Origin of the sequence: Peribacillus sp. YIM B13477, assembly GCF_042787955.1 — a bacterium.
GTDB classification, from domain to species: domain Bacteria; phylum Bacillota; class Bacilli; order Bacillales; family DSM-1321; genus Peribacillus; species Peribacillus frigoritolerans.
This window is the reverse complement of record NZ_JBHZPD010000005.1, coordinates 168,220-193,474: the sequence shown is the minus strand read 5'-3', so window position 1 is coordinate 193,474 and position 25,255 is coordinate 168,220. Positions and strand designations below refer to the sequence as shown.

Genomic DNA, 25,255 nt, shown 5'->3' with positions numbered 1-25,255 from the left:
AGGGAGAAGAAATATGAATGATAGAAGACTGGTAATTGCGGGTACCGGAAGCGGGGTCGGAAAAACGACATTGACCATCGGAATCATGGCAGCCCTCCAGAAGAAAGGCTATACCGTTCAAGGGTTCAAATGTGGTCCTGACTATATTGATCCTACTTATCATACTGCAGTTACAGGAAGGTTTTCACGCAATCTTGACAGTTGGATGTTCGAACATGACACTGTCCGGGAAATTCTTAACAAAGCAGGTACCGGAGCTGATATATCGATCATCGAAGGGGTCATGGGCTTCTTCGATGGCAAAAGTCCGTTAGCCAATACAGGATCGACGGCCGAAATCAGCATCATCACGCAAAGCCCTGTCCTGTTGGTAGTCAATTGTGCCAGCATGGCTCGGAGTGCAGCTGCCATCGTAAAGGGATTTCAGGACTTTTCGACGGGTCCTAACATCATTGGGGTCATTGCCAATCAAGTGGGAAGTGTAGGCCATTACAAAATCGTCAAATCAGCAATTGAGCAAGAATGCGATGTACCGGTGCTGGGATATATGAAGCGGGAATTGGATATTGATATTCCAAGCCGTCATTTAGGTTTAATTCCTGCGATTGAACGCGGGGAACTAAATCCGTTTTTCGATAAGCTTGCACAATTGGTCATGGAAACGATTGATATCGATCAGTTGTACCGTTTGTCCAAGACAAATCCCGTTACCAGTGGAAACTCAAATATTTTTCAACCCAAAAATGAAAGTGAAGTGTGCATTGCCGTCGCAAAAGATGCAGCCTTCAATTTTTATTATCAGGAAAACCTTGAGCTGCTTGAAGCATATGGGGCGAACATCAAGTATTTTTCTCCATTAAACGGGGATGAAGTACCATTGGATGCTGATGGTTTATACCTTGGAGGGGGGTTTCCTGAGGAATTTGCAGCTGAACTTTCCGGTAACGTGGATGCTATCAAATCCATCAGAAGCACCATAGAAAAGGGGATGCCGACTCTTGCGGAATGTGGCGGTTTCATGTTTTTGAGCAAATCGATTGAAACGACTTCCGGAGAAACGCATCAGATGGCCGGAATGATACCGGGCAGGATTAAAATGCAGAAAAAGCTTGCAGCACTTGGGTATCGTGAAATAACAGGAACTCCAGGCAATTTTTTGATCAACGAAATGGAGCAGGCAAAAGGTCATGAATTCCACTACTCGACATTTGAAGCGGATGCTGATCTTACACATGCTTATGAAGCCAAAGGCAGATTCGGTTCGAAACAAGAGGGGTGTGTATTGGACAACCTTGTTGCTGGGTATACCCACTTTCATTTTGCTTCCAATCCAACACTTGCAAAGAACTGGATCGATGCTTGCTTAAAACAAAAAAACAGATCTGCCCATGAAACTATCAACTAGTAAAAGGTATTTTTTGAAGCTTAAGAGGAGGCGCGAGCATGAAACCGGGAAAAGTTCATCTGGTCGGTGCGGGTCCCGGAGATCCGAAATTGATTACGGTATATGGACTGGAATGTATTCAAAAGGCGGATGTCATTGCATATGACAGGCTTGTCAATCCAGAACTATTAAACTATGCAAAAGAAGATGCAGAACTGGTGTATTGCGGGAAATCACCAGGGAAACATCATCTCATTCAAAATGAAATACATGAACTTTTAGTGGAGAAAGCCTTACAGGGGAAAAACGTCACCCGTCTGAAGGGTGGAGATCCATTTGTCTTCGGGCGTGGCGGTGAGGAAGCGGAGATACTGGCTGCTAACGGGATTGAATATGATATCGTCCCAGGAATCACAGCAGGAATCGCAGCACCGGCTTATGCGGGCATCCCGGTAACCCACCGTGAACATGCCTCAAGTTATGCCATTGTGACAGGCCATGGCCGTGATTACAAGGGGCAGGATAACCTGAATTGGCAGGCGTTGGCTCAAGGCATCGATACCATTGCCTTTTATATGGGAATTGGTAATATGCCGTTCATCTGTGAAAAATTGATGGAGCATGGCAGGGATGGTAAAACGCCAGTGGCCGTCATCGAATGGGGCACGACAGATAAACAAAGGACAATCACCGGTACTTTGAGTTCGATTTCTTCGAAGGCTGTAAAAGAAGAAATTCAAAATCCGTCAATCTTTCTAGTAGGGGATGTCGTCCAATTAAGAGAAAAAATCCAATGGTTTGAAAGAGTGATTGAATCAAAGTCCAATATGGAAGGGAATGAATTGGAATGTCCATCATTCAAGAATTGAAGGAACGCCGGGCGATAAGGAATTACGAAGAAAAAGAAGTGGAAGATCAAAAAATCAGGCAGTTATTGGAAGCGGCTACTTATGCCCCTAACGACCGATTGCGTGAACCTTGGAGTTTTTATGTAATCAAGGGAGAAGCGAAGCACCGGTATGAAAGATTGGCAGAAAGGTATCTGCATGAGCGCTTCCCTACCAAACCAAAATTGATTGAAAGTTCACTGGAAGTTGTTAAGACGACACCGCTCATCATTGTCGTGACTTCTGATATTTTGCCGGATGATCCAGATTCATCCGAAGACAATGTATTCGCGTCTTGTTGCGCTGTCCATTCGATGTGGCTTGCCGCAAAAGAGCTAGGTCTTGGATTCGTGTGGCGCACTAGAGGAGTGGGTCTTGTCAGGGATGAACGCCTGCACGAATTTATCGGTTCACCGGATAACAAAAAAGTGATCGGCACCATTTTTGTCGGATACCCTAAAGGAGATCAACCGGTTCCTGCTACTAAAAGGACTTCATACATAGAAAAAACAGTTTGGCTATGAGGGTAGGTGAGTGAGTGGCACGCAGAGGATTAATGCTTATTTATACGGGAAACGGGAAAGGGAAGACGACTGCCTCATTAGGGGTGACTTTAAGGGCAATCGGCAGAGGAATGAATGTCAAATACCTTCAGTTCATAAAATCTCCAGAGCGTACATATGGGGAAGCATTGGCATTGGGAAAATTAGGAGTTAAAATGGAACAGCTAGGTATTGGTTTCACATGGACCAAAACCCCGGAAGAGCATCGCAATGCATTGGCGTTAGCTTGGGAAAAGGCGAAACTGGCCCTTGCTGATCCGGGCATTGATTTACTTGTTTTGGATGAGCTGAACAATGCTTTAGCCATTTCCAAATTCCCGATTGATGATGTCTTGCCATTGGCTGAAGTCATCGATGCAATACGAAATCGTCCCGCCCATATGCATATAGTCATTACCGGCAGGGACGCCAAGCCAGAGCTTATGGAAATGGCGGATTTGGTTTCATCGATTGAGGCGACCAAGCATTATTATGACGAGGGTATCGGTGCTGTAAAAGGGTTAGAGTTTTAGGGGGTGAGCGTAATGAAGGCACGATCCATCATGATACAAGGGACGTCATCCGATGTAGGGAAAAGTTTGATTTGTACGGCGTTTTGCCGGGTATTTTCCAATAAAGGATTACGTGTCGTCCCTTTCAAATCACAAAACATGGCATTGAATTCTTATGTAACCTTGGATGGCGGTGAAATCGGACGGGCTCAGGGAGTGCAGGCGGAAGCGGCACGGATAACGGCAACGACTGATATGAATCCGATTTTACTGAAACCAAAGCAGGATATGGTTTCGGAAGTGATCGTTCACGGAAAACATTTTCTTGATATGAATGCAAAAAGCTATCGGTCCCAATTTGTCCAGGAAGCCATGCCCATCATCCGTAAATCGGTGGAAAAACTACAAGATGAATATGACATCATAGTACTCGAAGGGGCAGGAAGTCCTGCTGAAATTAACCTTAAGGACCGGGATATTGCAAATATGCGAATGGCTAAACTCACGGATGCGGCTGTCATTTTAGTGGCCGATATTGATCGTGGTGGAGTATTTGCGTCCATTATCGGGACACTTGCCTTATTGGATCAAGAAGAACGAGATAGTGTAAAGGGGATCATCATCAATAAATTTCGTGGCATGCGTGAATTGTTGGACGATGGCATTGAATGGGTGGAAAAGGAAACCGGGATTCCGGTCCTCGGGGTGCTGCCTTATCTAGACGTGAATATTGAAGCGGAAGATTCACTTGCCCTCTCTTCCTTACGTTTTAAAAAACCTAAAAAGGCTGAGTTTCCGATCGATGTAGCCGTCCTGAGATTTCCGCGGATCTCCAATTTTACAGATGTGGATCCTTTTTTCGATGAACCCGGAGTAGGTGTCCGACTTGTTGGCAGTGTCCATGAGTTAGGTAATCCCGATCTGCTAATTTTGCCGGGTACAAAAAACACGATGGAAGACTTAGAGTGGTTGAAACGTATGGGATTTGATCGGGCCATCGATGAACGGCGGAAACAAGGAACGAAAATCTTCGGCATATGCGGCGGTTTTCAAATGCTAGGGACTGAACTTTTCGATCCTGATGCTATCGAGGGTGATGGTGAGAACGCAGAAGGGCTTTCGCTTCTTCCGGTGGAAACCGTCTTTCAAGCAGAAAAGAAGACGGTACAAATGGAAGGTGTCCTTTCTGCTGGGATAATGGAAAGTCAAATGAATCTTAACGGTTTCGAAATACATTTAGGCAGAACGACATTGAAGTCACAAGTAAGGCCCTTTCTATTATTGAAGGATGGAAGAGAGGATGGGGCCATTTCCAATGACAACCAAGTTATGGGAACATATCTCCATGGAATATTCCATAATCGCTTGTTCACTAGATTACTGGTTAACCAAATTCGACGGAACAAGGGGTTGGATGAAGTGAAGGAAAACGTTCAAAGCGACTCGGAGCGCAGGGAGGAAGCGTATAACCTCTTGGCTTCCCATCTGGAAGAAAATATTGATATGGATACTATCTATCAATGGTTGCAGCTCGAAACTGCAGAAAGTTGAACAAGAGTCAGATCGTGCCTAGTATGTTGATCAAGTCCCTTTTATCTGCAAGAAAGATCAATTTTGAGCTGCAATTCCTTTTATTTAGCCATAATAAGTGACAGAGGCATACAAGATATGTTATGTTGTCTTCTCTACATATTTTATGCAAAATAAAAGGATGAGGTGTTCATATGAATAAAACAGAATTAGTGAGCAGTGTTGCAGCACAAGCTGAACTGACAAAAGACGAAGCAAAAAAAGTAGTGGATGCATTGTTTGAAACAATCACGGCTACACTTGCTAAAGATGAAAAAATCCAACTAGTTGGTTTTGGTACATTTGAAGTGCGTGACCGTGCTGCCCGTACAGGAAGAAACCCGCAAACTGGCGAAGAAATACAAATTGCAGCTAGTAAAGTACCTGCTTTTAAAGCAGGTAAGGAATTAAAAGAAGCTGTAAAATAAAAGGTGAACGAAGAAAAAAACCTGGCGATGAAATATGCGCCAGGTTTTTTGTTTACTGACTGATTCGAAAAACAGATAATATATACCGAATGTAACTCAGAAATGGAAAAGATAATAAATCGACTTTGTCTCTACTCGTATGTTGTAAGAGCCATTTGGCGTTTCATAAATGGAAGGGATTAGGGCGTTCCCATGACCAACAATGAAAAAAGCTGAATCCATGCAGCAGTAATGGACTGTAACACAAATGAAAAAAAATTATAGTACTTATTAATAAGGTTTATACTGTGACTATGTTAGGCTAAATGAATAACAGGCTTTAAAACCAAAATAAAAGAGGTGAAAGAAATGTTGAAGAAAATAATGAAAAAAATCAAACAGCTTTCCCAAGGCAGCAGTGAGCGAAGACATGGGCATTATCGCCGAGGCAGCAGCAGCAGCAGCCGGGGGTACAAAAGGTATCCCATGAGTGGAAGTGACCGCTACAAGAGAAAAGGGCGGGGCAGCAGCAGCTAATTCCAATTCTTTGACTTCAATACAGCCTGCAGGTCCATTGAGATATCTTTAATATCTGAATAAGGTTCTTGGATGCTTAATAACCTTTTCAGTATATGCACAGTTTCTTTTTCTAAAGAAAGCTCTTCTGTCCAAGGAAGTGCTTTTTTACTTTTGGAAGCGTACGTCGTATAAAGTACATATAGAAGTATTTCCCCCAAGTCGTAGAAATCCTGCCTTTTCAGCTGCAAAATGGATTCTTTAGCGAGGTTGTCCGAATTTATTATCTTGGACAAACCAAAGTCTATCAAAATGGGCTGATGGTTCTTAAGTAAAATATTCGGTATACGTAAATCTTGATGGAAAATGTCATGCTCATGTAGATAACATACTAAATCGACCAGCTTATATAGAAAATATAGAGACTCTTTCTCATTGAACGTTAATTGATTCGAGAAAATATGGTCTTCTAAATTATTCCCTTCTATGAAATCCATCACAAAATAAACATTTCCATCCTGCGAAAATTTCTCGTGAAATTTAGGGATATTTCTGTGGTTTAACATTCGTAATATGGAAATTTCATTTTCAAACTGTTTCAGCTCTTTTTTGCTGCGGCGTTTACTTTTCCGGAGCTGTTTGATCACTATATTTTCATTCTTTTTCAAATCATTGCAACGATAAACAATACCGTAGCTTCCTGTTCCGATTACAGCTTTTACCTCGTAGCGGTAATTCAAAACCACACTCTTTTTTAAAGGAATATCCACAATTAACTGGTAGAACTTTCTAAAGGAACGCAAAATTGAAACTTTCCTCACCACTTTCATCTATTCAAGTCAAGAACAAAAAAAGGCCGTTATTAATTAAGCTGGAAATATGAATGAACATGGATAGTTTAACACTGATTTTGATAATGCGGTAATGAAAGTCATTTCTTCGGGGAGATCTTTTGATAGTTCACAATTAAAAATAAATTATTCGCTATCAACCACTTCGATCGAAGCAACCACATAATCAGTGGCCTCGATTACATCATCAACCGTAATATTGGGGACATGTAAATCTTTCCTTAATATGAAAGCTACTTCTGCCTCCACTTTTGGCTGGATTAACCGTAAACTCGAAATGCAGCCGTCATTTTCTATATTCATCGTATCAAGTAAATGTCCATAATCCGGTTCATCCACTCCCAGAACCTCCTGCATAGCCTTTGAAGTCAAGCCTATCTTCTTACCTGATACAGCTGAATTCACGAGTAAACCAGCTGAATTCACGAGTAAACCGGCAAAATTCACGAGTAAACCGGTAAAACTCACGAGTAAAACAGCAGAATTCACGAGTAAACCGGTAAAACTCACGAGTAAACTACTAACTGAGCTCTCTTTGATCAAATTCTTTGAAGGCTACGGGAAATGAGGATATGGAAGATTGAAAGTTTAGTAACCCTAAATCAAGAAAACTTTTCTAATACGTTTGACAATTGGATTTATCGTGTTAATATAAAGGCAAATGAATTTAATATACAATTTGTACCACTAGGGGTGCTTTATAGGTAAAAGTTGATTTTTTACCCACAAAAGCTGAGATTGAAGTATGACTTTAAGACCCTTAGAACCTGATCTGGTTTATACCAGCGTAGGGAAGTGGGGTCTGGAACTATACATTTCTGTATTATTTCAAGTACAACCACTTTCTTTACGTTTAAGAAAGTGGTTTTTTGTTTGCAAAAAAAGGGGTGATAAGTGTTTTTTCCGAAACGTTCATTGAAAAAATACAATTTGGAGGTAATGGACATGAAGTTTTCAGAGGAAATCCGTAAGGAAGTTGATCACATTTGGGAAGCTAGTTTTAATCATCCGTTCGTTGCAGGAATAGGAGATGGCACATTGCCATTGGAGTGTTTCCGTTTCTATGTCATGCAAGATGCCTATTATTTATCTCATTTTGCTAGAGTTCAAGCCTTAGGGGCAGTCAAAGCTACAGATTTACATACAACAAGCAGGCTTGCCGGCCATGCACAAGGAACATATGAAGCGGAGTTGAAGCTTCATGAGAATTTTTCCGAGAGATTAGGGATCACAAAAGAAGAACGGGAAAATTTCAAGCCTGCCCCGACTGCCTATGCTTATACTTCCCATATGTATCGTGCGGCTTATTCGGGACATTTAGGAGATGTTATTGCAGCTATCTTGCCGTGTTACTGGCTGTATTATGAGATAGGTGAAAAGCTGCAAGAGTGCATGCCCGAAGAGCCGATTTATCAAGAGTGGATAGCGGCTTACGGAGGAGAGTGGTTCCGCACTTTGGTGGAAGAACAAATTGCGAGGCTGGATGAGATTGCTGAAAAAGTAACTGAAGAAGATAAGGCGAGAATGAAAGAGCATTTTATTCTCAGCAGCCAATATGAATACTCATTTTGGGAAATGGCTTATCGTTTAGAGACATGGCCCGTTCATAAGGAAACATTAGAAGTATAAAAGGAGAATGAAATAATGAAAAAAGGATTGAAATTAACGGACATATTGGTCACGATCGTGATTGCGGTAGCATTTGGAATCGTTTATATCCTTTGGGGTTCGATTTATTATTCCGTTAAACCGTTAGGATTACATCTGGATCAACTTATTTATGGAATGTGGTTTATAGCTGGCCCCGTCGCCTTCTTAATTTTACGGAAACCGGGTGTGGCACTTTTGGCGGAGATAGCTGCAGCTTCCGGGGAGTTCTTCCTTGGTTCACCATGGGGGCTGACCGTACTGTTATATGGGGTGGTCCAAGGTTTGTTCGCGGAACTGGTGTTCATGACTTTTAAATATAAAAAATTCAATATGCAGGTGGCCGTTTTAGCTGCGATAGCTTCCTGCCTGGCATCAGTTATCATGGATTTTGCATACGGGGAAATAGGTGCGCTTTCAACTTGGAATCTATCGTTATTCATGATAACGAGGTTTGTGGGTTCCATATTCTTTGCAGGTGTGACCGCTTATTATCTAGTTAAAGTCCTGGAAGCAACAGGAGTAACAAATCTTGTGCGTCCGGTTTCCAATAAAGATTATGCAGAACTGGATCAAAAGTAGAGGTTGAGGGCCATGGAACCAATCGTTTCTGTTGAAAAGTTAAGAATGAAATATCCCGGTGATGAATCTTTGATATTCAAGGACCTATCATTAACGTTTGATCAAGGAGAAAAAGTGCTATTGTTGGGACCATCAGGATGTGGTAAGTCCACTCTGTTGCAAGTGTTAAGCGGATTGATTCCGAATTCCATCGAAGTACCGATGAAAGCGGAAAAATTGAAATGCCCTTCTTCATGGGGGTATGTTTTTCAAGACCCTGATAGCCAGTTTTGCATGCCATTTGCCGATGAGGAAATTGCCTTTGTCCTTGAGAATCTTTCCGTCCCTAAAGAAGAAATGAAAGAGAAAATTGAAAATCAAATCCGTAATGTAGGATTGAACCTAGGGCATACAAGTATAGAAACATTATCAGGCGGGATGAAACAGCGTCTGGCAATCGCTTCAGTATTGGCCCTTGAACCAGAAGTGCTATTTTTAGATGAACCGACGGCCATGCTTGATCCGGAAGGAACGAAAGAAATCTGGGACTTGTTGAAGGAAGTCGGAAAAGACAAAACGGTTATTATCGTCGAACATAAAATTGACCATGTTTTAGAATTCATCGAACGAATCGTGCTTTTAAACGATGACGGTCAAATCATAGCTGATGGTCCAAGAGACACCATTCTTTCCCTATATAAAAATGAAATGAGAGAACATGGAATTTGGTTCCCTGGTGTTTGGGATGAATATATACAGAAGTATGCACCCACTAGGGAACACCAATTTACAGATTGTTTACCCCTTTTGGATGTGCAAGGATTTAGCGGTTTTCGGAATAAAGAGGAAAAAATCAAGGTTGAAGAGCTGAAGGTCCATTCAGGAGAATGGATTGTGATCAGGGGAGAAAATGGCGCGGGCAAGAGTACACTTTTGCATGCATTGATGCAGTTCATAAAAACGAAAGGTACGTATGAATTATTGGGGAACCCCATTAAAATGGTGAAAAATCCAACGGATCATATGACGTTTGTCTTTCAAAATCCCGAGTTTCAGTTCGTTGCAAATACTGTATATGAAGAGATTGCTTATTCATTGCGTATTGATAAAAGGCCGCAACAAGAAATAGATGAGAGAGTCCGCTCATTGCTTAAAGTGTTCCGCCTTGAGGCACATCGGGATAAACATCCGTTTCAATTATCAATGGGTCAAAAGCGTCGCTTAAGCGTAGCAGCATCAATCGTAATCGACAAAAAAATAATTCTCCTGGATGAGCCGACATTTGGCCAAGATTCGAAAAATACCTTTGCATTATTGGAATGGTTCGAGGAATATCGAAGGCGCGGAATAACCGTGATCATGGTAACTCATGACGAACATATTTCAAAAAACTTTGCAACCAGGATCTGGACGGTTAAGGGCGGAAACGTAATAAGTGATAAAAACATCGCGCAAGCCGGATTTGTCGAGACCAAAGTTAAAAGGAGTGTCATGTAGATGAATGTTTCAAACGCAGAAACATGGCTCCATGGAATTAATCCAAGCCTTAAACTTGGTGTACTGATTGTATTATGCATCGTGGCGTTATTCATTCATGACCTGAATTATATGATGAACATCACCATTGGAGTATTGATATTATTTTTGTTTTTTACCGGGCATTCGATAAAACGCATCCTGCTTTTGTCGATTCCCTTTTGTTTCATTTTTATATCCACCTCTTCTGCAATGATATTATTCGGGCAAGGTGAGACGCTTTGGTTTGAGTGGGGCCTCATATCGATTACGGAAGAAAGTTTCATGAGGGGATTACTGGTAGGCTTTCGAGCTTTATTCTTTGCGGCGCTTGGTTTAACTTTTTCCTTAACGACGAGACCAGTGAACTTGTTTTATTCGTTAATGCAGCAAGTTAAGCTTAAACCGAAATATGCCTATAGTTTCATGGCGGCATTAAGGCTGATTCCCATCATGATGGAGGAGTTCCAAACGATACGAAACGCGATGAAGGTACGCGGTTTCGAAAGAGGAAAAGGGATAAGGTCGGTCTATTTTAAAATGAAAGCCTATTCCATCCCATTGTTATCCGGAAGCATCAGACGTGCTCACCGAATCGCGGTGGCGATGGAGGCAAAGCGATTTACAGACACTCGGGATCGAACATACTATTATGAATTTGGTTTTTCAAAAATGGACCATGGTTTCATTCTGTATTTTATCATCCTGCTGTTGGCCGGCTTTTACCTATCGATTCAATTCCCGTTAGTATCTATTTGATTTTTATGAGATTGTAACTTTACTAGTTGGGGGTTCTAGTATGAATGCACATGAATTGCATATAATTTCCACTGGGAAACAGCCAATTGAAAAGTTTGTGGAAATCGCTTCAAACATTCAGGAACATGTTGATTTCTTTTATCTAAGGGAAAAGCATAGGAGTGCTTCGGAACTCTATCGAGCAGTGAGGCTATTACATGATAATAAGATTCCGCTTTCTAAGATCATCATTAATGACCGGGTGGATGTAGCCTGGGTACACAAAGTATTTGGTGTGCAATTGGCTTTTCATAGTTTAGATGCAGAAGTCGTAAAAGGAGCTTTTCCAGGGATGAATGTTGGCTGTTCGATCCATTCCATGGATGAAGCGAAAGCCGCATTCAGCAAAGGGGCCGATTACGCGATTTATGGACATGTTTTTGAAACGGCTTCAAAAATTGGCCTTCCTCCTAGGGGAGTTGAGGAGCTTCATGCAATCACAAGAAATGTCGATCTTCCGATAATTGCGATAGGAGGAATAACTCCTTTCAATTGCCAAGACGTGCTGGATGCGGGGGCACACGGAATTGCGGTCATGTCAGGTGTGCTTGAAGCTGAAAATCCGATTGAAGCCGTTAAAGAATATGCGAAGTCTTTGGGAAAGGAGACATAATATGAATTCCATATATGATGCAATCATTGTTGGGGGAGGAGTAATAGGTGGATCCATTGCCTTTCAATTAGCCAAGCGAGGAAAAAAGGTTCTTTTATTGGAAAAAGACAGACTTGCCAGTAAAGCATCCAGTGCTGCAGCTGGGATGTTAGGAGCACAATCCGAGTTAGATCCTGATAATCCCCTTTTTACATTGGCAAGTCGAAGCAGGGCGATGTTTCCTGCACTGGCGGAAGAATTAAAAGACATAAGTGGAATAGACATCGAATTAGTGAACAAGGGCATGTTTAAGGTGGCGCTATCGAGTGATCAAGTAGCCGAGTTGAAGAACATGATCAGAGTCCAGCAAAATGCCGGATTTGAGGCTGAATGGCTATCGACTGCCGAAATAAGGAAAACGGAACCGCTTTTATCGGATGAGATTAAAGGAGCCATGTTCATTCCGAATGATGGACAAGTTTCAGCCACGAGACTGTCGCTCGCTTTTACTGAATCTGCAGCTGCCCTTGGTGTGGATATAAAGGAATTTGTTCATGTCTCCGATTTGGTTACGGAAAACGGATGTGTAACGGGAGTTGTCACGGACATAGGTAGATTTTCAAGTGAAAATGTCATCGTGGCAGGTGGCGCTTGGAGTGCTTTCCTCCTAGAAAAATCAGGGATCATACTCGACAGTTATCCAGTAAAGGGAGAGTGCTTTTCCGTCCTGACCGATCGTCCATTGCTTGAAAAGACAATTTTCTCACATGGCTGCTATCTTGTGCCCAAAGTTGGCGGAAGAATCATTGTCGGGGCAACGGTTAAAGCGAACACTTTCGATCAAAAGGTAAGTCTTGAGGGGATTTCTACGTTAATAGAAAGAGCAACACAATTGCTTCCGGCGATTAAAGGAACCGAATTGGAAAAGACATGGGCAGGTATACGCCCCCAAACTGGGGACGGCTTACCGTACTTTGGTGAACATCCGGCATGCAAAGGACTTTTCATTGCAACGGGGCACTATAGGAATGGCATCTTGCTTTCTCCAATTACAGGTGTACTTATAGCGGATATTTTGGAAAGGAAGGCAAATCCCGAATGGTCCCCTTTTCGATTGGACCGTTCGATACAGCCCCTTTTTTCATGATGGAGGTGGATGAATTGGAATTGATTATTAACGGGGAAAAAATACGGATTCCTGCTGAAGAATCAACAGTTACAGGGCTTTTACAACACTTTAATCTACATCAAAAAGTAGTGATCGTTGAATTGAATGATGAAATATTAGCAAAAGAAAGTCTAAGTGAAACACTTTTGTCAAATGGAGACAAGGTAGAGATTGTACATTTTGTAGGAGGCGGATGAAATGTTAAAGATTGGTTCATATGAATTTTCTTCAAGATTATTATTAGGTACTGGGAAATATCCGAATTTCGATGTTCAAAAACAATCTGTGGAGGTTTCGGAGACGGAAATATTAACGTTCGCGGTCCGGAGAATGAACATTTTTGAAGCCAGTCAGCCCAATTTTTTGGAAAAGCTTGATTTGAAGAAATACACACTCCTTCCCAATACGGCAGGAGCTAAAACAGCCAAAGAAGCAGTGCGCATTGCCCAGCTTGCAAAAGCATCTGGCTTGTGTGACATGATTAAGGTTGAAGTCATTGGCTGTCAAAAAACACTGCTGCCTGACCCGATTGAAACATTGAAAGCTGCTGAAGAATTAGTGAAACTGGGATTCACCGTATTACCTTATACTTCGGATGATGTCTTGCTCGCTAAACGCCTGGAAGAAGTGGGGTGCCATGCAATCATGCCCGGAGCTTCACCAATTGGCTCTGGTCAAGGCATTATAAACCCACTGAACTTACGGTTCATCATGGAACAATCAGAGGTGCCGGTAATTGTTGATGCAGGGATCGGAACACCCTCTGATGCAGCAATCGCCATGGAATTAGGGGCGGATGGCGTATTACTTAACACTGCTGTTTCCGGGGCGAAAGATCCAGTCAAAATGGCGAGAGCAATGAAACTTGCCATTGAGGCAGGGCGATTGGGGTATGAAGCAGGAAGAATCGAAAAAAATGATTACGCGATTGCAAGCAGCCCAGTTGAAGGATTGAGCATTGGATGAATGAGCGTTATTCACGTCAAGAACTTTTTGGTCCTATTGGGGAAGAAGGGCAAATGAAAATTCGCAAAAAACACGTTTTGGTGATTGGAGCGGGTGCTCTCGGTACGGGATCTGCGGAAGGCCTTGTACGAGCCGGAATTGGGAAACTCACGATTGTTGACAGGGATTATGTAGAGTGGAGCAACCTTCAAAGACAACAGCTTTATTGTGAAGAGGATGCACAAAAAAGAATACCGAAAGCAGTGGCAGCGAAGAATCGCCTGAATGCGCTAAATTCGGATGCAATCGTAAAATCACATGTGGCGGATGTTTCGGTTGATGAATTGGCGAAGCTTATTGAAGGCGTGGATTTGATATTGGATGCCACTGATAATTTCGATACAAGGATGCTTATTAACGATACTGCACAAAAATATAAAATCCCCTGGATTTACGGTGCCTGTGTAGGGAGTTATGGGATAAGTTACACGGTGATCCCAGAGGAGACTCCGTGTTTGAATTGTTTGCTGGAAACGGTACCGATTGGAGGACTGACTTGTGATACGGCGGGAATCATCAGCCCTGCCGTTCAAACGGTCGTTGCCCATCAAATGGCGGAAGCTTTAAAAATCCTTGTCGAAGATCACGAATCGCTGAGAAACAAAATCGTTTCATTTGATCTTTGGAAAAATGAACATTCATCTATAAATGTAGCGAAATTAAAAAAGGATACTTGTTTGTCATGTGGGCCAAATCGAACGTATCCCCACCTTTCTTATTCAAATCGAACAAAGACCGCCGTTTTATGCGGAAGGGATTCTGTCCAAATCCGGCCGGCAATGAAGGTTGAAAGAGACTTAGTGGAACTTGAAAATAATCTTATCGCACAAGGTGGTAAGATCGACAGGAATCCTTATTTACTTTCATTTACCATCGGAACCCATCGGTTGGTCGTTTTTAAAGACGGGCGGGCGTTGATTCATGGAACAAAAGATATTGCAGAAGCAAAAACGTTATATCATCGTTATTTTGGCTGAAGTGGAATGGCACCGACTTGCAATTCGCGTTTAAACGCCAAAAAAAAGATGCCCTTATAATAGGAAGGTATCGAACATTTTCCAATGTGACTTATTTGCTTCAACAATATAAAAACGAAAGCGGTGTCTGCCTTTTTGGGGCGGCACCGCTTTGTTATGGAACGATTATTTGAACAGCTTACATATCATGACTGCTATTATGCTTCTGACGGGAGTGCTGCCTGTTTTTCACCTTATGAGAACCGCTTAATGGTGCTGGTTGACCTGGGTTATTTCCTTTAGGAGCATTTTTTCGCATATCTTTACCATCGTTTTTGTTCATGTTCGATCCCTCCTATCTCTTAAGATAATCAGTCCGTGAAATTTTATTCACATACATATATTTGCAAACCTCGTACATGCTATGGATGGACACCATATTTAAGGAGCTGAATCCAAATGCAGGATAAACAAGATAAGCGAAGGTCTTTTCAAGAAGCCCAGCAAAGTTATCAACAAGTATTTGATGTATACTCATCCATTGAGAAAAACGCACCGAATTACGGAACGGAATTGAAACATGTGAAGCAGGAAGTGAACGAGGCCTATCAACAAATACAATCTGCTTTAGTCACCGCTTCCGAACATCAGAAAGAACAATTGAAAAAATTCGAACAGGATATCCAGGCAATCGTCAATGAGGTCAATTCTGAGGACTATTGAGTTACAGGTGTCATGAGCGCTTTACTCGTAAGTTTTGCGCGTTTTACTTGTGCGTTAATCGATTTTAGAAAGGAATAGGCTTTTTGAAAAATGCAGGACATCTGCCATTTCAAAAAGCCTATCCTATTTAAAGCCTAGAAATAATGGGAATCATTGGTTTTTCTTTCTTTTTTTATTGTTCTGCCTTTGCATTTCCGATAATGGCGGTTCATTTCCCAGTTCATCATTGTATCCGGCCCCATTACCTTGCGCTTTTGCTGCATTCATACCTGGTATAACATGATTTGCCTTTTGTTTTGTCATTTCGACACCTCCACCCATAGAATGCGATAATGTCGAATGATTATGTATGAAGTGTCAATATGTTTTGCTGGAATAATTTATCAGGCCGCAAATTGGGGTATTTTCAAGAAAATGCAGCTTCTTAAATGCACTTTAATATGTGGGGGATTTTTTTCGATAAGAGAAACTTATCAAAAACAATAACTTTCTTGTTATTTACTTATACTCATTTCTATATTAGTATTAAGTTGAAGGAAGAGTTAGGGTGGGAGAAGAGAGAGAAAATTCGACAAACTAACTTTTTTACTTATATTTATAGTAAACATGGTTTCAGTGAACCAGGTTTTACTTTCATGTGCAGAATACGTTCTGACAGTTTAATAGGGGGTAATATTCATGACGAAAAATGACGTATACCAAGCGCGTAAGTCCTTTGAAATTGATGGGCAACGCTACAACTACTACAGCCTAGACGCTATTGAAAAAGCAGGGGATGGCCAAGTATCACGCCTTCCATATTCCATTAAAGTATTACTTGAAGCGGTCCTTCGCCAAGTAGACGGAAGAGTAATCACAAAAGAACACGTTGCGAACCTTGCTAAATGGGGAACAAGCGAGCAACAAGATATAGATGTTCCGTTCAAGCCTTCACGTGTAATCCTACAAGATTTCACTGGTGTTCCAGTTGTTGTTGATTTAGCTTCTTTACGTAATGCTTTCGCGGCACTTGGTGGAGATCCTGACAAAATCAACCCGGAAATCCCGGTTGACCTTGTAATTGACCACTCTGTACAAGTTGATAAAGCAGGTACAATGGATTCCCTAGATGCCAATATGGATCTTGAATTCGAACGTAATGCAGAGCGTTACCAGTTCCTTAGCTGGGCTCAAAAATCATTCAACAACTATCGTGCAGTTCCACCGGCAACTGGTATCGTTCACCAAGTTAACCTAGAGTACCTTGCGAACGTGGTTCATGCTGTTGAAACTCCAAACGGTGACTTCGAAGTATTCCCTGATTCTGTTTTTGGTACAGATTCACATACTACAATGATCAACGGTATTGGTGTTCTTGGTTGGGGTGTCGGCGGTATCGAAGCAGAAGCAGGCATGCTTGGACAGCCTTCTTACTTCCCAGTTCCAAAAGTCGTTGGTGTTAAACTGACTGGCCAACTTCCTAAAGGTACAACAGCTACTGACCTTGCATTGAAAGTAACGCAAGTTCTTCGTGCACACGGCGTAGTTGGTAAATTCGTTGAGTTCTACGGCCCAGGAGTAGGATACCTTCCACTTGCTGACCGTGCAACAATCGCTAACATGGCTCCTGAATACGGTGCTACAGTTGGTTTCTTCCCTGTTGATGCAGAAGCGATCGATTACATGCGCTTAACAGGCCGTGATGAAAAACAAATTAAAGTGGTTGAATCATACTGCAAAGAAAATGGTTTGTTCTACTCTCCTGAAAACGAAGATCCAGCATACAATGATGTTGTGGAAATCGACCTTTCAGCAATTGAACCAAACCTTTCAGGCCCTAAACGCCCGCAAGATTTGATTCCACTTTCTCAAATGAAAAAATCTTTCCATGACGCGATCAATGCACCTATGGGCAACCAAGGTTTTGGCATGGATAATTCTGAATTGGATAAAGAAGTAACTGTTAAATTTGCCGATGGCAAAGAAACGGTAATGAAAACAGGTGCGATTGCAATTGCAGCAATCACGAGCTGTACGAACACTTCTAACCCGTACGTAATGCTTGGGGCGGGTCTTATTGCTAAAAAAGCAGTTGAAAAAGGCTTGACTGTTCCGGATTATGTAAAAACATCATTGGCACCAGGTTCTAAAGTTGTTACTGGTTACCTTCGTGATGCAGGCCTTCAACCATACCTTGATCAATTAGGATTCAACGTAGTTGGTTACGGCTGTACAACATGTATCGGTAACTCAGGTCCATTGGCTGACGAAATCGAAGCAGCTGTTGCTGAAGCTGATCTACTAGTAACTTCAGTACTTTCTGGTAACCGTAACTTTGAAGGTCGTATTCACCCACTAGTGAAAGCAAACTATCTTGCTTCACCTACTTTGGTTGTAGCTTATGCCCTTGCTGGAACTGTGGACTTCGATCTTAACAATGATTCTCTTGGTAAAGACAAAGATGGTAACGATGTATATCTTGCTGATATCTGGCCATCACAAGAAGAAGTTAACGCTGCTGTTAAAGCGACAGTTACACCGGAATTATTCCGTAAAGAATACGAAACAGTATTCAACGATAACAAACGTTGGAATGAAATCCAAACAAGCAACGAAGCGATTTATGCATTCGATTCTAAATCGACTTACATTCAAAATCCTCCATTCTTTGAAGGATTATCACCAGAACCGGGTTCAGTTAACCCACTTTCCGGCTTGCGTGTAGTTGGTAAATTCGGTGACTCAGTAACAACTGACCACATTTCCCCTGCAGGTGCAATCGGTAAAGATACACCAGCTGGTATCTATCTTCGTGAAAACGGTGTGAAACCGCGTGACTTTAACTCTTACGGTTCTCGTCGTGGTAACCATGAAGCGATGATGCGAGGAACATTCGCAAACATCCGTATCCGTAACCAAGTTGCTCCAGGTACAGAAGGTGGTTACACTACTTACTGGCCAACAGGCGATGTAATGGCTATCTATGATGCTTGTATGAAATACAAAGCTGATGGAACAGGTCTTGCAGTAATCGCTGGTAAAGACTATGGTATGGGAAGCTCTCGTGACTGGGCTGCGAAAGGTACTAACCTTCTTGGCATCAAAACAGTCATCGCTGAAAGCTTTGAACGTATTCACCGTTCTAACCTTGCATTAATGGGTGTTCTTCCACTTCAATTCAAAGAAGGCGAAAACGCTGAAACGCTTGGATTGACTGGTAAAGAAGCCATCGCAGTTAAAATCGACGAAACGGTTAAACCGCGTGATATCGTAAAAGTTACAGCTACTGATGAAGCTGGAAACGTAAAAGAATTTGATGTACTTGTTCGTTTCGATTCCGAAATCGAAATCGACTACTACCGTCACGGTGGTATCCTTCAAATGGTATTACGTAATAAATTAAAAGGCTAATTTCAGCTTTTAGGAAGCGGTAAACCTATTATAGGTTTACCGCTTTTTTTGTGTCAGGTTTATGAAACAATGAGATATCATGATATGATTTATAGGAATTGCACTTTTCCGCATACCCTTTTATTGTTAAGATGGAATAGGGAAGTTGTTCTAATTCTGGAAATGGACTAATATTTTTATTGTAATGGGACTAGGAGGACGAGTATGCTTAAAAAAATTATTGCTTCGGTGGCCTTACTATCACTTATTACTGTAGCGATCGTGCAGGCGATGGATAATGAATCGAAGGGAAATGACGAAAAAGATGCTTTGGGCGGATTGAAAATTGGAGCTAAAGCACCGAACTTCTCCCTGAAAACTTTGGATGGTAAACAAGTTGAATTATCGGATTATGAGGGCAAAAAGGTAATGCTCAATTTTTGGGCAACGTGGTGCCCGCCTTGCAAGAAGGAAATGCCGGATATGGAGAAATACACACAACAAGCGGGTGATGATGTCGTCGTACTTGCAGTCAATATTGACCCTGAAAATGATGTACAAGCATTTGTGGAGGATAATGGAATTACTTTTACCATACCGCTGGATAGTCAAAGTGCAAAAAATCCAGTGAATGAGCGCTACAAAATTCTTAGCATACCGACAACTTACTTCATCGACAAAAAAGGCATTATCAGGAATAAGGTAATTTCGGCCATGACATTAAAAGATATGGAACGAAATATAAATAGTATGCAGTAGGGTAATCTTATGAAGTTTGAAGTGATTTGCGACACACTTCTGCCCAAAACCCGGCATGTTACTAGGCGACAGACGATTTCTGAAAAAAAGGAACGTTTTTTATTACAAGACGGAACCTTATGAGGTTCCGTTTTTATTGTATGTTAACAAAGTTGTCAAATTTTAATAGAAAAATCAAAAAATTTAAAAAATAATAGTTAAAGTTTATGAAAAAAGGGTTAAAGTATAGAGAGCGGAGATATGGAATTTTTATCAGGTTAAAAATCTGATAATTATGACAATTAAAGGGATGGAAACCATATAGTCATAATTTTACGTTAATTTGGCAATGCTGAATTGTATATTAAAAATAAGTAGGTGAAAAGCATGAAAAAAAGAAAAAGGACATTTGAAGAATTAATTAAAGAAAATAAAAGGGAAATATTGATGGACGTTAAACAAATGGAAAGACTTGAAGAACGTCTTGAAAAAAAACATATGCAAAAGGCTGAATAGTCTTTGCTTAAAAAGAGTCAGTGCCATGAAGGTCCATTCAAGGTGCTGGCTCTTTTTTCATAACTATTTCAAAAACTGGCATTCATGAATTTCCTCTTTTTTATCCATGATAAGAGAAGGAGGCGATAGAATGGGTAATCCAAAAAAAGATTCCAAACACTTTAGACCGAGCCATCAAGGAACACAGCCAATAGCAGCGGGCGGGAATAACGGTAAGAAAATGCAGGACAAATCAGGCAAACATGCTCAGGTCATTCAAACTAAAGGCGAGTAATCAAGGGACAAGGTTATAAAGTAATCGTAATAATATTATGTAAATAAATAACATGAGGTGAAAATAATGGGCACAAATAAGCACAATCCGGATAATCGTTTGGATAATGTTGAAAAAATTCAAGATGCAATAGAAAATACGGAAGAAAACATAATCGCTGCAAATGAAACGTTATCATTTTCTTCAGGGGAAGAAAAGCAGGCAATTCAGGATAAAAATGAACGAAGAAGAAAGAGCATTGATGGAATGAAGGAAGAAATGCAAGATGAGCAGGAAGCACGGGAAAGCGGTTATAGTAACGATAATATGTAAACAACTAGGTAAAGGGGAGAAAGAGATGAGAAATCTTTCTCCCCTTTCATTTTAGGTTCAATGAAGGAACACAGTCTATAAAGACAGCTTAAATGAAATTTGCACAATTGTTATGGTAAAATGTTTATTGCCAGAGAAATGAAAGTGGGGAAACAAAATGTTCATAGCAGAAAACGAAATTGAAGTGCGGTATGCAGAGACCGATCAAATGGGTGTTGTTTACCATGCGAATTATTTAATTTGGATGGAACTAGGCAGGACAAAATTGATAAATGATTTAGGGTTTTATTATGCTGATATGGAAGCGGATGGCATCCTCTCACCTGTTATGGATATTCAAGCTTCGTATAAAACCCCTGTTAGATATGGTGATAAGGTGAAAATTAAAACCTGGATTGAAAAATATGACGGTTTACGCGTCGTTTATGGGTATGAGATCGTTAATGGGAAAAATGAAGTGGCGGCTACAGGTCATTCTTCCCACGTTTGCGTTAAAAAGGAGAGCTTCCGCCCAATATCCATTAAACGCATGTACCCTGAATGGCATGAGGCCTATGAGAAAAATAAAAAGCAGGATGAATTGGTTTAATTACAATTATTGAGGTGATCAAAAATGGCTTTTGGGATTAAACGGGTAGACATCGTAGCCTGGAAGCAGAAAATCGATCAAGGCCAAATAGCTTTTTTAACTCATTATTGGCTGGATGACCGATTTCCCGGTTGCAAGACGGTAACAAAAGTCGGATGCAAGGATTTAAGGAGTTTAGCGGAGTGGGGTAAGCAATACGGGCTAAAAAAAGAGTGGATTCATCACAGGAAGGATGGCTATTCTCATTTTGATCTTTTAGGGGATAAACAAGCGGAAATTCTTAGGGCGGAAGATATTGAAGAGCGCCTGCTCGATTGAACAAGAAAAAACAGCAGTTTACACCGCTGCTTTATTGTCAGGCACTCTTTTCATATTGAAATTCTGGTTCAGTCAGTTTTTCATTAAAAGTAATAAGTAAATCGTGGCCATCAAAGTACCATAAATCTTTTTCTTCTACATAAAAATTAATCTCGTTCATAGTCGTTGCGGCCGCTGCATTTTCCGGTTCTTCTTGCATGATACCTAATGAAAAGCCGCTTTGGACGGTACTATGCCCGTCATATCTTACATAAAAGCGCAAATGAGAGCCTTCTTGAAGCCCCAGTTCATCAATATACCACTTAGCTGCTTGATCGGAAATGGTCAGTTTCATACTCATTCTCCTTCCTAGAGGTTCGTTATTTAAGTATAAAGTAATTATGCGGTAGATGCGAATAATGTGCGTTTAAGAAAGGAAATAACAATGGATATTATATATAATATTTGTTTCATAACTCGAAAAAGATCCAACGAAGTCGAAGTGTTGATGCTATTTCGCCAAAAGGATCCCAATCGGCATAAATGGAATGGCATAGGCGGGAAAATAGAAAAAGGTGAAACCATCGATGAATCGATGGAACGCGAAATTCTTGAAGAAACTGGATTGAAAGTTAGGGGGATGAGCTTTAGAGGAATCGTGACATGGAATGAAACAGGTGGAATGTATGTTTACAGAGCTGAAGATGCAGGGGGAGGGCTATCTGCCTGTGATGAAGGGGAACTTGCCTGGAAGCCATTTCAATGGGTTATGGAGGCAAGTGAAGTTGTGTCCAACATAAAGTATTACCTGAAAGATATATTACAGGATGAACCACCACAAGAATTTGCATGCACCTATGAAAATGAACAATTAATATCAGTCAAAAAGAAGCCTCTGAATGATATGGCAAAAGAATTGACTTTCAATTGAAAACCGCCTTTTTGATTCCTTAGCCATCTAACAAAGTGGCGGGGGAATATTCGGAATACTGATATATTTATGAGTTAAGCAAGACTCTGAAATTATATATTGTTAGGATAAAACGAAATCCATCTAATTATTTCCTCATAAAGTCGGGGCTTGTAAAAGGAAATCCGGAAATGGTATTGCCCGTAAGATCGTTTCGTACCCATATGAGCACACACAAAAATAGCTGCAGATTCCTGCAGCTATTTTGTATTGCCTTTTTCTTTTTCTTCAGCCTCGGCAAGCTTTCTCAGCAAGACTGGTGTAGGCATATGCATGATTTGCTCTAAAGGCAAGTTTAGTGACTTGGATAACTTTAATGCAGTTTCCGGTGATATTTGCAATGGTTTCATGGCACTTTCTCCTATCGATATGTAATAACTAGTTCCAGTGTAGCCCCTGTTCAACAATTATTCAATCCTTACTTGACTCTTTCTCCACTAAACGAATTCCAAACGATTTTATCGACTTGAAGTTAATGTAGAAATTACCTAGGTCCTTTGGCCTTTACAAAAGAATCGTGTGGAGTCCGGAGTGAAATATAGATAGTCTTAATGAATCATTTTTTTGAGGGTGATCTGACTTACCTTCAATTAAACAGGTATAAAGAATCACATTTTTTTGTTGGATATAATGGATTAGCTTTGTCGTGATTTACAAAATCAGGGGGAGTGGGATATGGGGATTTTCATAAAAGTGAAGCCAATAAAAGCAAACTGGTTTCAAAAAGCAAATGAAACAGATGGCATATTGGATGTAAGCAGTGAACAGGTGAAACTTCAGGTTAATATCATCGATATAACGGAATACGATTTAAAGCTGATCAATATTTTAGAGAGGCAATCGAACCCCAGGTCGAGGAAGTTGTTGATGCCTTTTATCAAAATTCTGCAGGTTCCTGAATTGAAAGGGATTATAACGGTGCACAGCACAGTGGGAAGATTGAGAAAAACGTTAGTTAGTGAAGAAGTCTTGTATTTAAGTGAAGAAACGGATGCTTTTGTTAAGCAATTGATAGAAAACGGGCAATTTGTCAAAATGCAGATCGCAACGCGCACTGAACTTCATTCAAAAACAATGGCTGAAGAGGGGGCAGAAGATCTTAACGGAAAAGATACAAAACCTTGTTAATTTCATGAAAAATGTTGTGAAAAGATCGTTTTATTAAACCAATATTTCTTAAGCATCACCGAGTTTGTTAAGCTTGTACAGGGAATGGCCGACCAGACAAATTTACTATTATTGAACTCAGCAATCGAGGCGGGCAGCTGAACATGGTAATGGATTTGCGGTTGTTTCGAATGAGGTCAGGAAACTTGCTGAACAGACTAAAAGTCGATAGCTGAAATAGATGCAATCGTACAATCATCAAATGAATACATGAAAGATGTTGTTGGTTCTGCCCTAAGTGTCAAAGAAGTGATTCAAGCAGGTGAGAAGGAATCTGGATTAACGGAAAATTCCTTCAAAGAAATTATCGGAGTCATCAAAGGGAATATAATGGATTGCAGAATAGGAAATGACAATTCAGGGATTAGTGTCAATCATCCAGGAAATCGGTAGCGCTACTGAAAAGGTTTCGAGGCATGCCAGTATCCTGAATAACACGGCAAATGAATTGTAGAAAGTAAAATAGGCCCATGTACGGGCCTATCTTCACATGGTAATGCACATGTTCTTATAACCATTTTACTTTAGGTTCAGTTTTATCGATAATCCGCTTGATGTTTGCACGATGCCGGTAAAAAATGAAGATCGTTATTATACCGATTACAATAATGAGCGGCAAATCACCAGTATGAAACACTAAACTGTAGATGAGAGCAAGTAGACAAGCAATCATGGAAGAAAGCGAGACATATTTGGATATATATAAGGATATGAAGAATATGAAAACGGCAAAAACGAAAAACAATGGTTCATATGCAAGAATGACTCCAGCAGAAGTTGCAACAGCTTTACCGCCCCGAAAGTTTGCGAAAATGGGAAACATATGACCGATGACCGCAAATACTCCGGCTAGCAATGGATTCATTCCCAGGCCAAGCAGAACCGGCAGAAGAGTTGCTAGGGTACCCTTAAGAATATCCATGGTAGTAACGGTTAGTCCTGCCTTGAAACCAAGTGTCCTGAAGGTATTTGTCCCGCCTAGATTTTTACTGCCATGCTCCCGGATGTCGATTTTGTAAAATGTTTTACCGATTATTAAACCGGACGGAATCGAACCGATCAGGTAGGCAGCCAGTATAGTGATAAATGTAAGCATTCTATTACCCTTTCTTTAAGAAAAATCTTCTTTTTTTATCACGTTTAAGGAAGATTGTTCCCTTTTTCAAAAATAAACGTGTAGAAATAGCTAAAAACAGCCTGAAATACCTGTTAAGCTTCTCTTATTGTAACATTTTCGTGACAAAATGGTACGGCTGTCCAAAAAAAATCCACTAAAAAAATGAATTTTCCTTGATGGACCTACATCTTTTGATATACGTTAAGTTCATGAACGGTAAAAGGTTTAGACTTCCTTATTTTCGTAAATATAAAATGAACGATGCCTCCTTGT

At 40.8% G+C, this 25,255-nt stretch carries 33 protein-coding genes, 2 pseudogenes and 1 riboswitch; of the genes and pseudogenes, 28 read left to right on the top strand and 7 right to left on the bottom strand.

What is annotated here, in order from left to right:
* Positions 1-13: 13 nt before the first annotated feature.
* The 7 genes from ACFX4H_RS16810 to ACFX4H_RS16780 all read left to right on the top strand — a co-directional run bounded on the left by ACFX4H_RS16810 (position 14) and on the right by ACFX4H_RS16780 (position 5,838).
* Positions 14-1,405 (top strand): cobyrinic acid a,c-diamide synthase CobB, encoded by a 1,392-nt coding sequence (locus ACFX4H_RS16810; protein WP_241635801.1) that lies wholly within the window; start codon positions 14-16, stop codon positions 1,403-1,405.
* A 38-nt stretch (positions 1,406-1,443) separates the two neighbouring features.
* The gene (cobA, locus tag ACFX4H_RS16805; protein WP_377435890.1) at positions 1,444-2,253 is read left to right on the top strand and encodes a uroporphyrinogen-III C-methyltransferase; all 810 of its coding nucleotides are present in this window, start codon (positions 1,444-1,446) and stop codon (positions 2,251-2,253) included.
* Positions 2,232-2,795, top strand: coding sequence for a nitroreductase family protein (locus ACFX4H_RS16800; RefSeq protein ID WP_053534813.1), 564 nt, complete (start codon positions 2,232-2,234; stop codon positions 2,793-2,795). Before cobA ends, ACFX4H_RS16800 begins: the two co-directional genes overlap by 22 nt.
* A 14-nt stretch (positions 2,796-2,809) precedes the next feature.
* Positions 2,810-3,346 carry a cob(I)yrinic acid a,c-diamide adenosyltransferase gene (locus tag ACFX4H_RS16795; RefSeq protein ID WP_063576399.1) on the top strand — a complete coding sequence of 179 codons (537 nt, stop codon included), beginning with the start codon at positions 2,810-2,812 and terminating at the stop codon, positions 3,344-3,346.
* A 12-nt stretch (positions 3,347-3,358) separates the two neighbouring features.
* Positions 3,359-4,876, top strand: a complete 1,518-nt coding sequence (locus ACFX4H_RS16790) for a cobyric acid synthase (protein WP_377435889.1) — start codon at positions 3,359-3,361, stop codon at positions 4,874-4,876.
* A 173-nt stretch (positions 4,877-5,049) separates the two neighbouring features.
* Positions 5,050-5,322, top strand: a complete 273-nt coding sequence (locus tag ACFX4H_RS16785) for an HU family DNA-binding protein (protein ID WP_034312477.1) — start codon at positions 5,050-5,052, stop codon at positions 5,320-5,322.
* A gap of 348 nt (positions 5,323-5,670) precedes the next feature.
* The gene (locus tag ACFX4H_RS16780) at positions 5,671-5,838 is read left to right on the top strand and encodes a hypothetical protein (protein WP_153246085.1); all 168 of its coding nucleotides are present in this window, start codon (positions 5,671-5,673) and stop codon (positions 5,836-5,838) included.
* On the opposite strand, the gene ACFX4H_RS16775 is transcribed toward ACFX4H_RS16780, so the two are convergent.
* Positions 5,835-6,563: a protein kinase domain-containing protein gene (locus tag ACFX4H_RS16775; protein ID WP_241636426.1), complete on the bottom strand. Its 729-nt coding sequence runs from the start codon at positions 6,561-6,563 to the stop codon at positions 5,835-5,837. The genes ACFX4H_RS16780 and ACFX4H_RS16775 overlap by 4 nt on opposite strands.
* Before the next feature lie 237 nt (positions 6,564-6,800).
* Positions 6,801-7,061: pseudogene (locus ACFX4H_RS16770) on the bottom strand (2-keto-4-pentenoate hydratase); the annotation flags it as partial.
* Between the two features lie 286 nt (positions 7,062-7,347).
* A riboswitch (TPP riboswitch) is annotated at positions 7,348-7,479 on the top strand.
* 134 nt (positions 7,480-7,613) lie between these two features.
* Here ACFX4H_RS16770 and tenA point away from each other — a divergent pair.
* The 9 genes from tenA to ACFX4H_RS16725 are packed head-to-tail and all read left to right on the top strand — an operon-like array spanning position 7,614 to position 14,931.
* Entirely contained in the window at positions 7,614-8,297 is a 684-nt protein-coding gene (gene tenA, locus ACFX4H_RS16765) for a thiaminase II (protein ID WP_063592583.1), read from the top strand.
* Positions 8,298-8,312: 15 nt separating this feature from the next.
* Entirely contained in the window at positions 8,313-8,897 is a 585-nt protein-coding gene (locus ACFX4H_RS16760; protein ID WP_063591305.1) for an ECF transporter S component, read from the top strand.
* A gap of 12 nt (positions 8,898-8,909) precedes the next feature.
* The gene (locus tag ACFX4H_RS16755; protein ID WP_283867714.1) at positions 8,910-10,373 is read left to right on the top strand and encodes an ABC transporter ATP-binding protein; all 1,464 of its coding nucleotides are present in this window, start codon (positions 8,910-8,912) and stop codon (positions 10,371-10,373) included.
* A complete protein-coding gene (locus tag ACFX4H_RS16750; RefSeq protein WP_057275908.1) occupies positions 10,374-11,150 on the top strand; it encodes an energy-coupling factor transporter transmembrane component T family protein in 777 nt (258 codons plus the stop codon).
* A gap of 40 nt (positions 11,151-11,190) precedes the next feature.
* The gene (tenI, locus tag ACFX4H_RS16745) at positions 11,191-11,802 is read left to right on the top strand and encodes a thiazole tautomerase TenI (protein ID WP_034312441.1); all 612 of its coding nucleotides are present in this window, start codon (positions 11,191-11,193) and stop codon (positions 11,800-11,802) included.
* 1 nt (position 11,803) lies between these two features.
* Positions 11,804-12,928 carry a glycine oxidase ThiO gene (gene thiO, locus ACFX4H_RS16740; RefSeq protein ID WP_328137466.1) on the top strand — a complete coding sequence of 375 codons (1,125 nt, stop codon included), beginning with the start codon at positions 11,804-11,806 and terminating at the stop codon, positions 12,926-12,928.
* Positions 12,929-12,942: 14 nt separating this feature from the next.
* Positions 12,943-13,146: a sulfur carrier protein ThiS gene (gene thiS / locus ACFX4H_RS16735; protein WP_034312438.1), complete on the top strand. Its 204-nt coding sequence runs from the start codon at positions 12,943-12,945 to the stop codon at positions 13,144-13,146.
* 1 nt (position 13,147) lies between these two features.
* The gene (locus ACFX4H_RS16730) at positions 13,148-13,915 is read left to right on the top strand and encodes a thiazole synthase (RefSeq protein ID WP_034312435.1); all 768 of its coding nucleotides are present in this window, start codon (positions 13,148-13,150) and stop codon (positions 13,913-13,915) included.
* Positions 13,912-14,931, top strand: coding sequence for a thiazole biosynthesis adenylyltransferase ThiF (locus ACFX4H_RS16725; RefSeq protein WP_377435888.1), 1,020 nt, complete (start codon positions 13,912-13,914; stop codon positions 14,929-14,931). Before ACFX4H_RS16730 ends, ACFX4H_RS16725 begins: the two co-directional genes overlap by 4 nt.
* A 178-nt stretch (positions 14,932-15,109) precedes the next feature.
* Here the strand turns inward: ACFX4H_RS16725 and ACFX4H_RS16720 are convergent, their stop codons facing one another.
* Positions 15,110-15,253 (bottom strand): small acid-soluble spore protein P, encoded by a 144-nt coding sequence (locus ACFX4H_RS16720; protein WP_063576391.1) that lies wholly within the window; start codon positions 15,251-15,253, stop codon positions 15,110-15,112.
* A gap of 116 nt (positions 15,254-15,369) precedes the next feature.
* On the opposite strand from ACFX4H_RS16720, the gene ACFX4H_RS16715 reads away from it, so the two are divergent.
* Complete coding sequence (locus ACFX4H_RS16715) at positions 15,370-15,633, top strand: hypothetical protein (protein WP_034312430.1); 264 nt, start codon at positions 15,370-15,372, stop codon at positions 15,631-15,633.
* A 150-nt stretch (positions 15,634-15,783) separates the two neighbouring features.
* Here the strand turns inward: ACFX4H_RS16715 and sspO are convergent, their stop codons facing one another.
* The gene (sspO, locus tag ACFX4H_RS16710) at positions 15,784-15,936 is read right to left on the bottom strand and encodes a small acid-soluble spore protein O (RefSeq protein WP_034312428.1); all 153 of its coding nucleotides are present in this window, start codon (positions 15,934-15,936) and stop codon (positions 15,784-15,786) included.
* A 375-nt stretch (positions 15,937-16,311) separates the two neighbouring features.
* Between sspO and acnA the strand changes: the two genes are divergently transcribed.
* The 7 genes from acnA (at position 16,312) to ACFX4H_RS16675 (ending at position 21,749) form a co-directional block, all read left to right on the top strand.
* Entirely contained in the window at positions 16,312-19,023 is a 2,712-nt protein-coding gene (gene acnA, locus ACFX4H_RS16705; protein WP_048678624.1) for an aconitate hydratase AcnA, read from the top strand.
* 204 nt (positions 19,024-19,227) lie between these two features.
* Positions 19,228-19,761, top strand: coding sequence for a redoxin domain-containing protein (locus ACFX4H_RS16700; RefSeq protein ID WP_053534825.1), 534 nt, complete (start codon positions 19,228-19,230; stop codon positions 19,759-19,761).
* Between the two features lie 366 nt (positions 19,762-20,127).
* Positions 20,128-20,256: an FbpB family small basic protein gene (locus ACFX4H_RS16695; protein WP_377435887.1), complete on the top strand. Its 129-nt coding sequence runs from the start codon at positions 20,128-20,130 to the stop codon at positions 20,254-20,256.
* 130 nt (positions 20,257-20,386) lie between these two features.
* Positions 20,387-20,530, top strand: a complete 144-nt coding sequence (locus ACFX4H_RS16690) for an acid-soluble spore protein N (RefSeq protein WP_048678620.1) — start codon at positions 20,387-20,389, stop codon at positions 20,528-20,530.
* 66 nt (positions 20,531-20,596) lie between these two features.
* Positions 20,597-20,842, top strand: a complete 246-nt coding sequence (gene tlp, locus ACFX4H_RS16685) for a small acid-soluble spore protein Tlp (RefSeq protein WP_106026503.1) — start codon at positions 20,597-20,599, stop codon at positions 20,840-20,842.
* 157 nt (positions 20,843-20,999) lie between these two features.
* Positions 21,000-21,431 (top strand): acyl-CoA thioesterase, encoded by a 432-nt coding sequence (locus ACFX4H_RS16680; RefSeq protein WP_034312417.1) that lies wholly within the window; start codon positions 21,000-21,002, stop codon positions 21,429-21,431.
* A 24-nt stretch (positions 21,432-21,455) separates the two neighbouring features.
* On the top strand, positions 21,456-21,749 hold the full coding sequence (locus ACFX4H_RS16675) for a hypothetical protein (RefSeq protein WP_063591296.1): 294 nt from the start codon (positions 21,456-21,458) through the stop codon (positions 21,747-21,749).
* A 37-nt stretch (positions 21,750-21,786) separates the two neighbouring features.
* Here ACFX4H_RS16675 and ACFX4H_RS16670 read toward each other — a convergent pair whose 3' ends face one another.
* The gene (locus tag ACFX4H_RS16670) at positions 21,787-22,083 is read right to left on the bottom strand and encodes a HesB/YadR/YfhF family protein (RefSeq protein ID WP_377435886.1); all 297 of its coding nucleotides are present in this window, start codon (positions 22,081-22,083) and stop codon (positions 21,787-21,789) included.
* A gap of 90 nt (positions 22,084-22,173) precedes the next feature.
* On the opposite strand from ACFX4H_RS16670, the gene ACFX4H_RS16665 reads away from it, so the two are divergent.
* Entirely contained in the window at positions 22,174-22,659 is a 486-nt protein-coding gene (locus ACFX4H_RS16665; protein ID WP_063591295.1) for an NUDIX hydrolase, read from the top strand.
* A gap of 239 nt (positions 22,660-22,898) precedes the next feature.
* Here the strand turns inward: ACFX4H_RS16665 and ACFX4H_RS16660 are convergent, their stop codons facing one another.
* On the bottom strand, positions 22,899-23,048 hold the full coding sequence (locus ACFX4H_RS16660) for a YycC family protein (RefSeq protein ID WP_241635820.1): 150 nt from the start codon (positions 23,046-23,048) through the stop codon (positions 22,899-22,901).
* Positions 23,049-23,373: 325 nt separating this feature from the next.
* On the opposite strand from ACFX4H_RS16660, the gene ACFX4H_RS16655 reads away from it, so the two are divergent.
* The 3 genes and pseudogenes from ACFX4H_RS16655 (at position 23,374) to ACFX4H_RS16645 (ending at position 24,258) form a co-directional block, all read left to right on the top strand.
* Positions 23,374-23,826 (top strand): hypothetical protein, encoded by a 453-nt coding sequence (locus ACFX4H_RS16655; RefSeq protein ID WP_241635822.1) that lies wholly within the window; start codon positions 23,374-23,376, stop codon positions 23,824-23,826.
* A 90-nt stretch (positions 23,827-23,916) separates the two neighbouring features.
* Positions 23,917-24,028, top strand: a pseudogene (locus ACFX4H_RS16650) (methyl-accepting chemotaxis protein); the annotation flags it as partial.
* 47 nt (positions 24,029-24,075) lie between these two features.
* Positions 24,076-24,258 carry a hypothetical protein gene (locus ACFX4H_RS16645; RefSeq protein WP_377435885.1) on the top strand — a complete coding sequence of 61 codons (183 nt, stop codon included), beginning with the start codon at positions 24,076-24,078 and terminating at the stop codon, positions 24,256-24,258.
* A gap of 115 nt (positions 24,259-24,373) precedes the next feature.
* On the opposite strand, the gene plsY is transcribed toward ACFX4H_RS16645, so the two are convergent.
* Positions 24,374-24,961, bottom strand: a complete 588-nt coding sequence (plsY, locus tag ACFX4H_RS16640; protein ID WP_048678604.1) for a glycerol-3-phosphate 1-O-acyltransferase PlsY — start codon at positions 24,959-24,961, stop codon at positions 24,374-24,376.
* Positions 24,962-25,255: the final 294 nt, after the last annotated feature.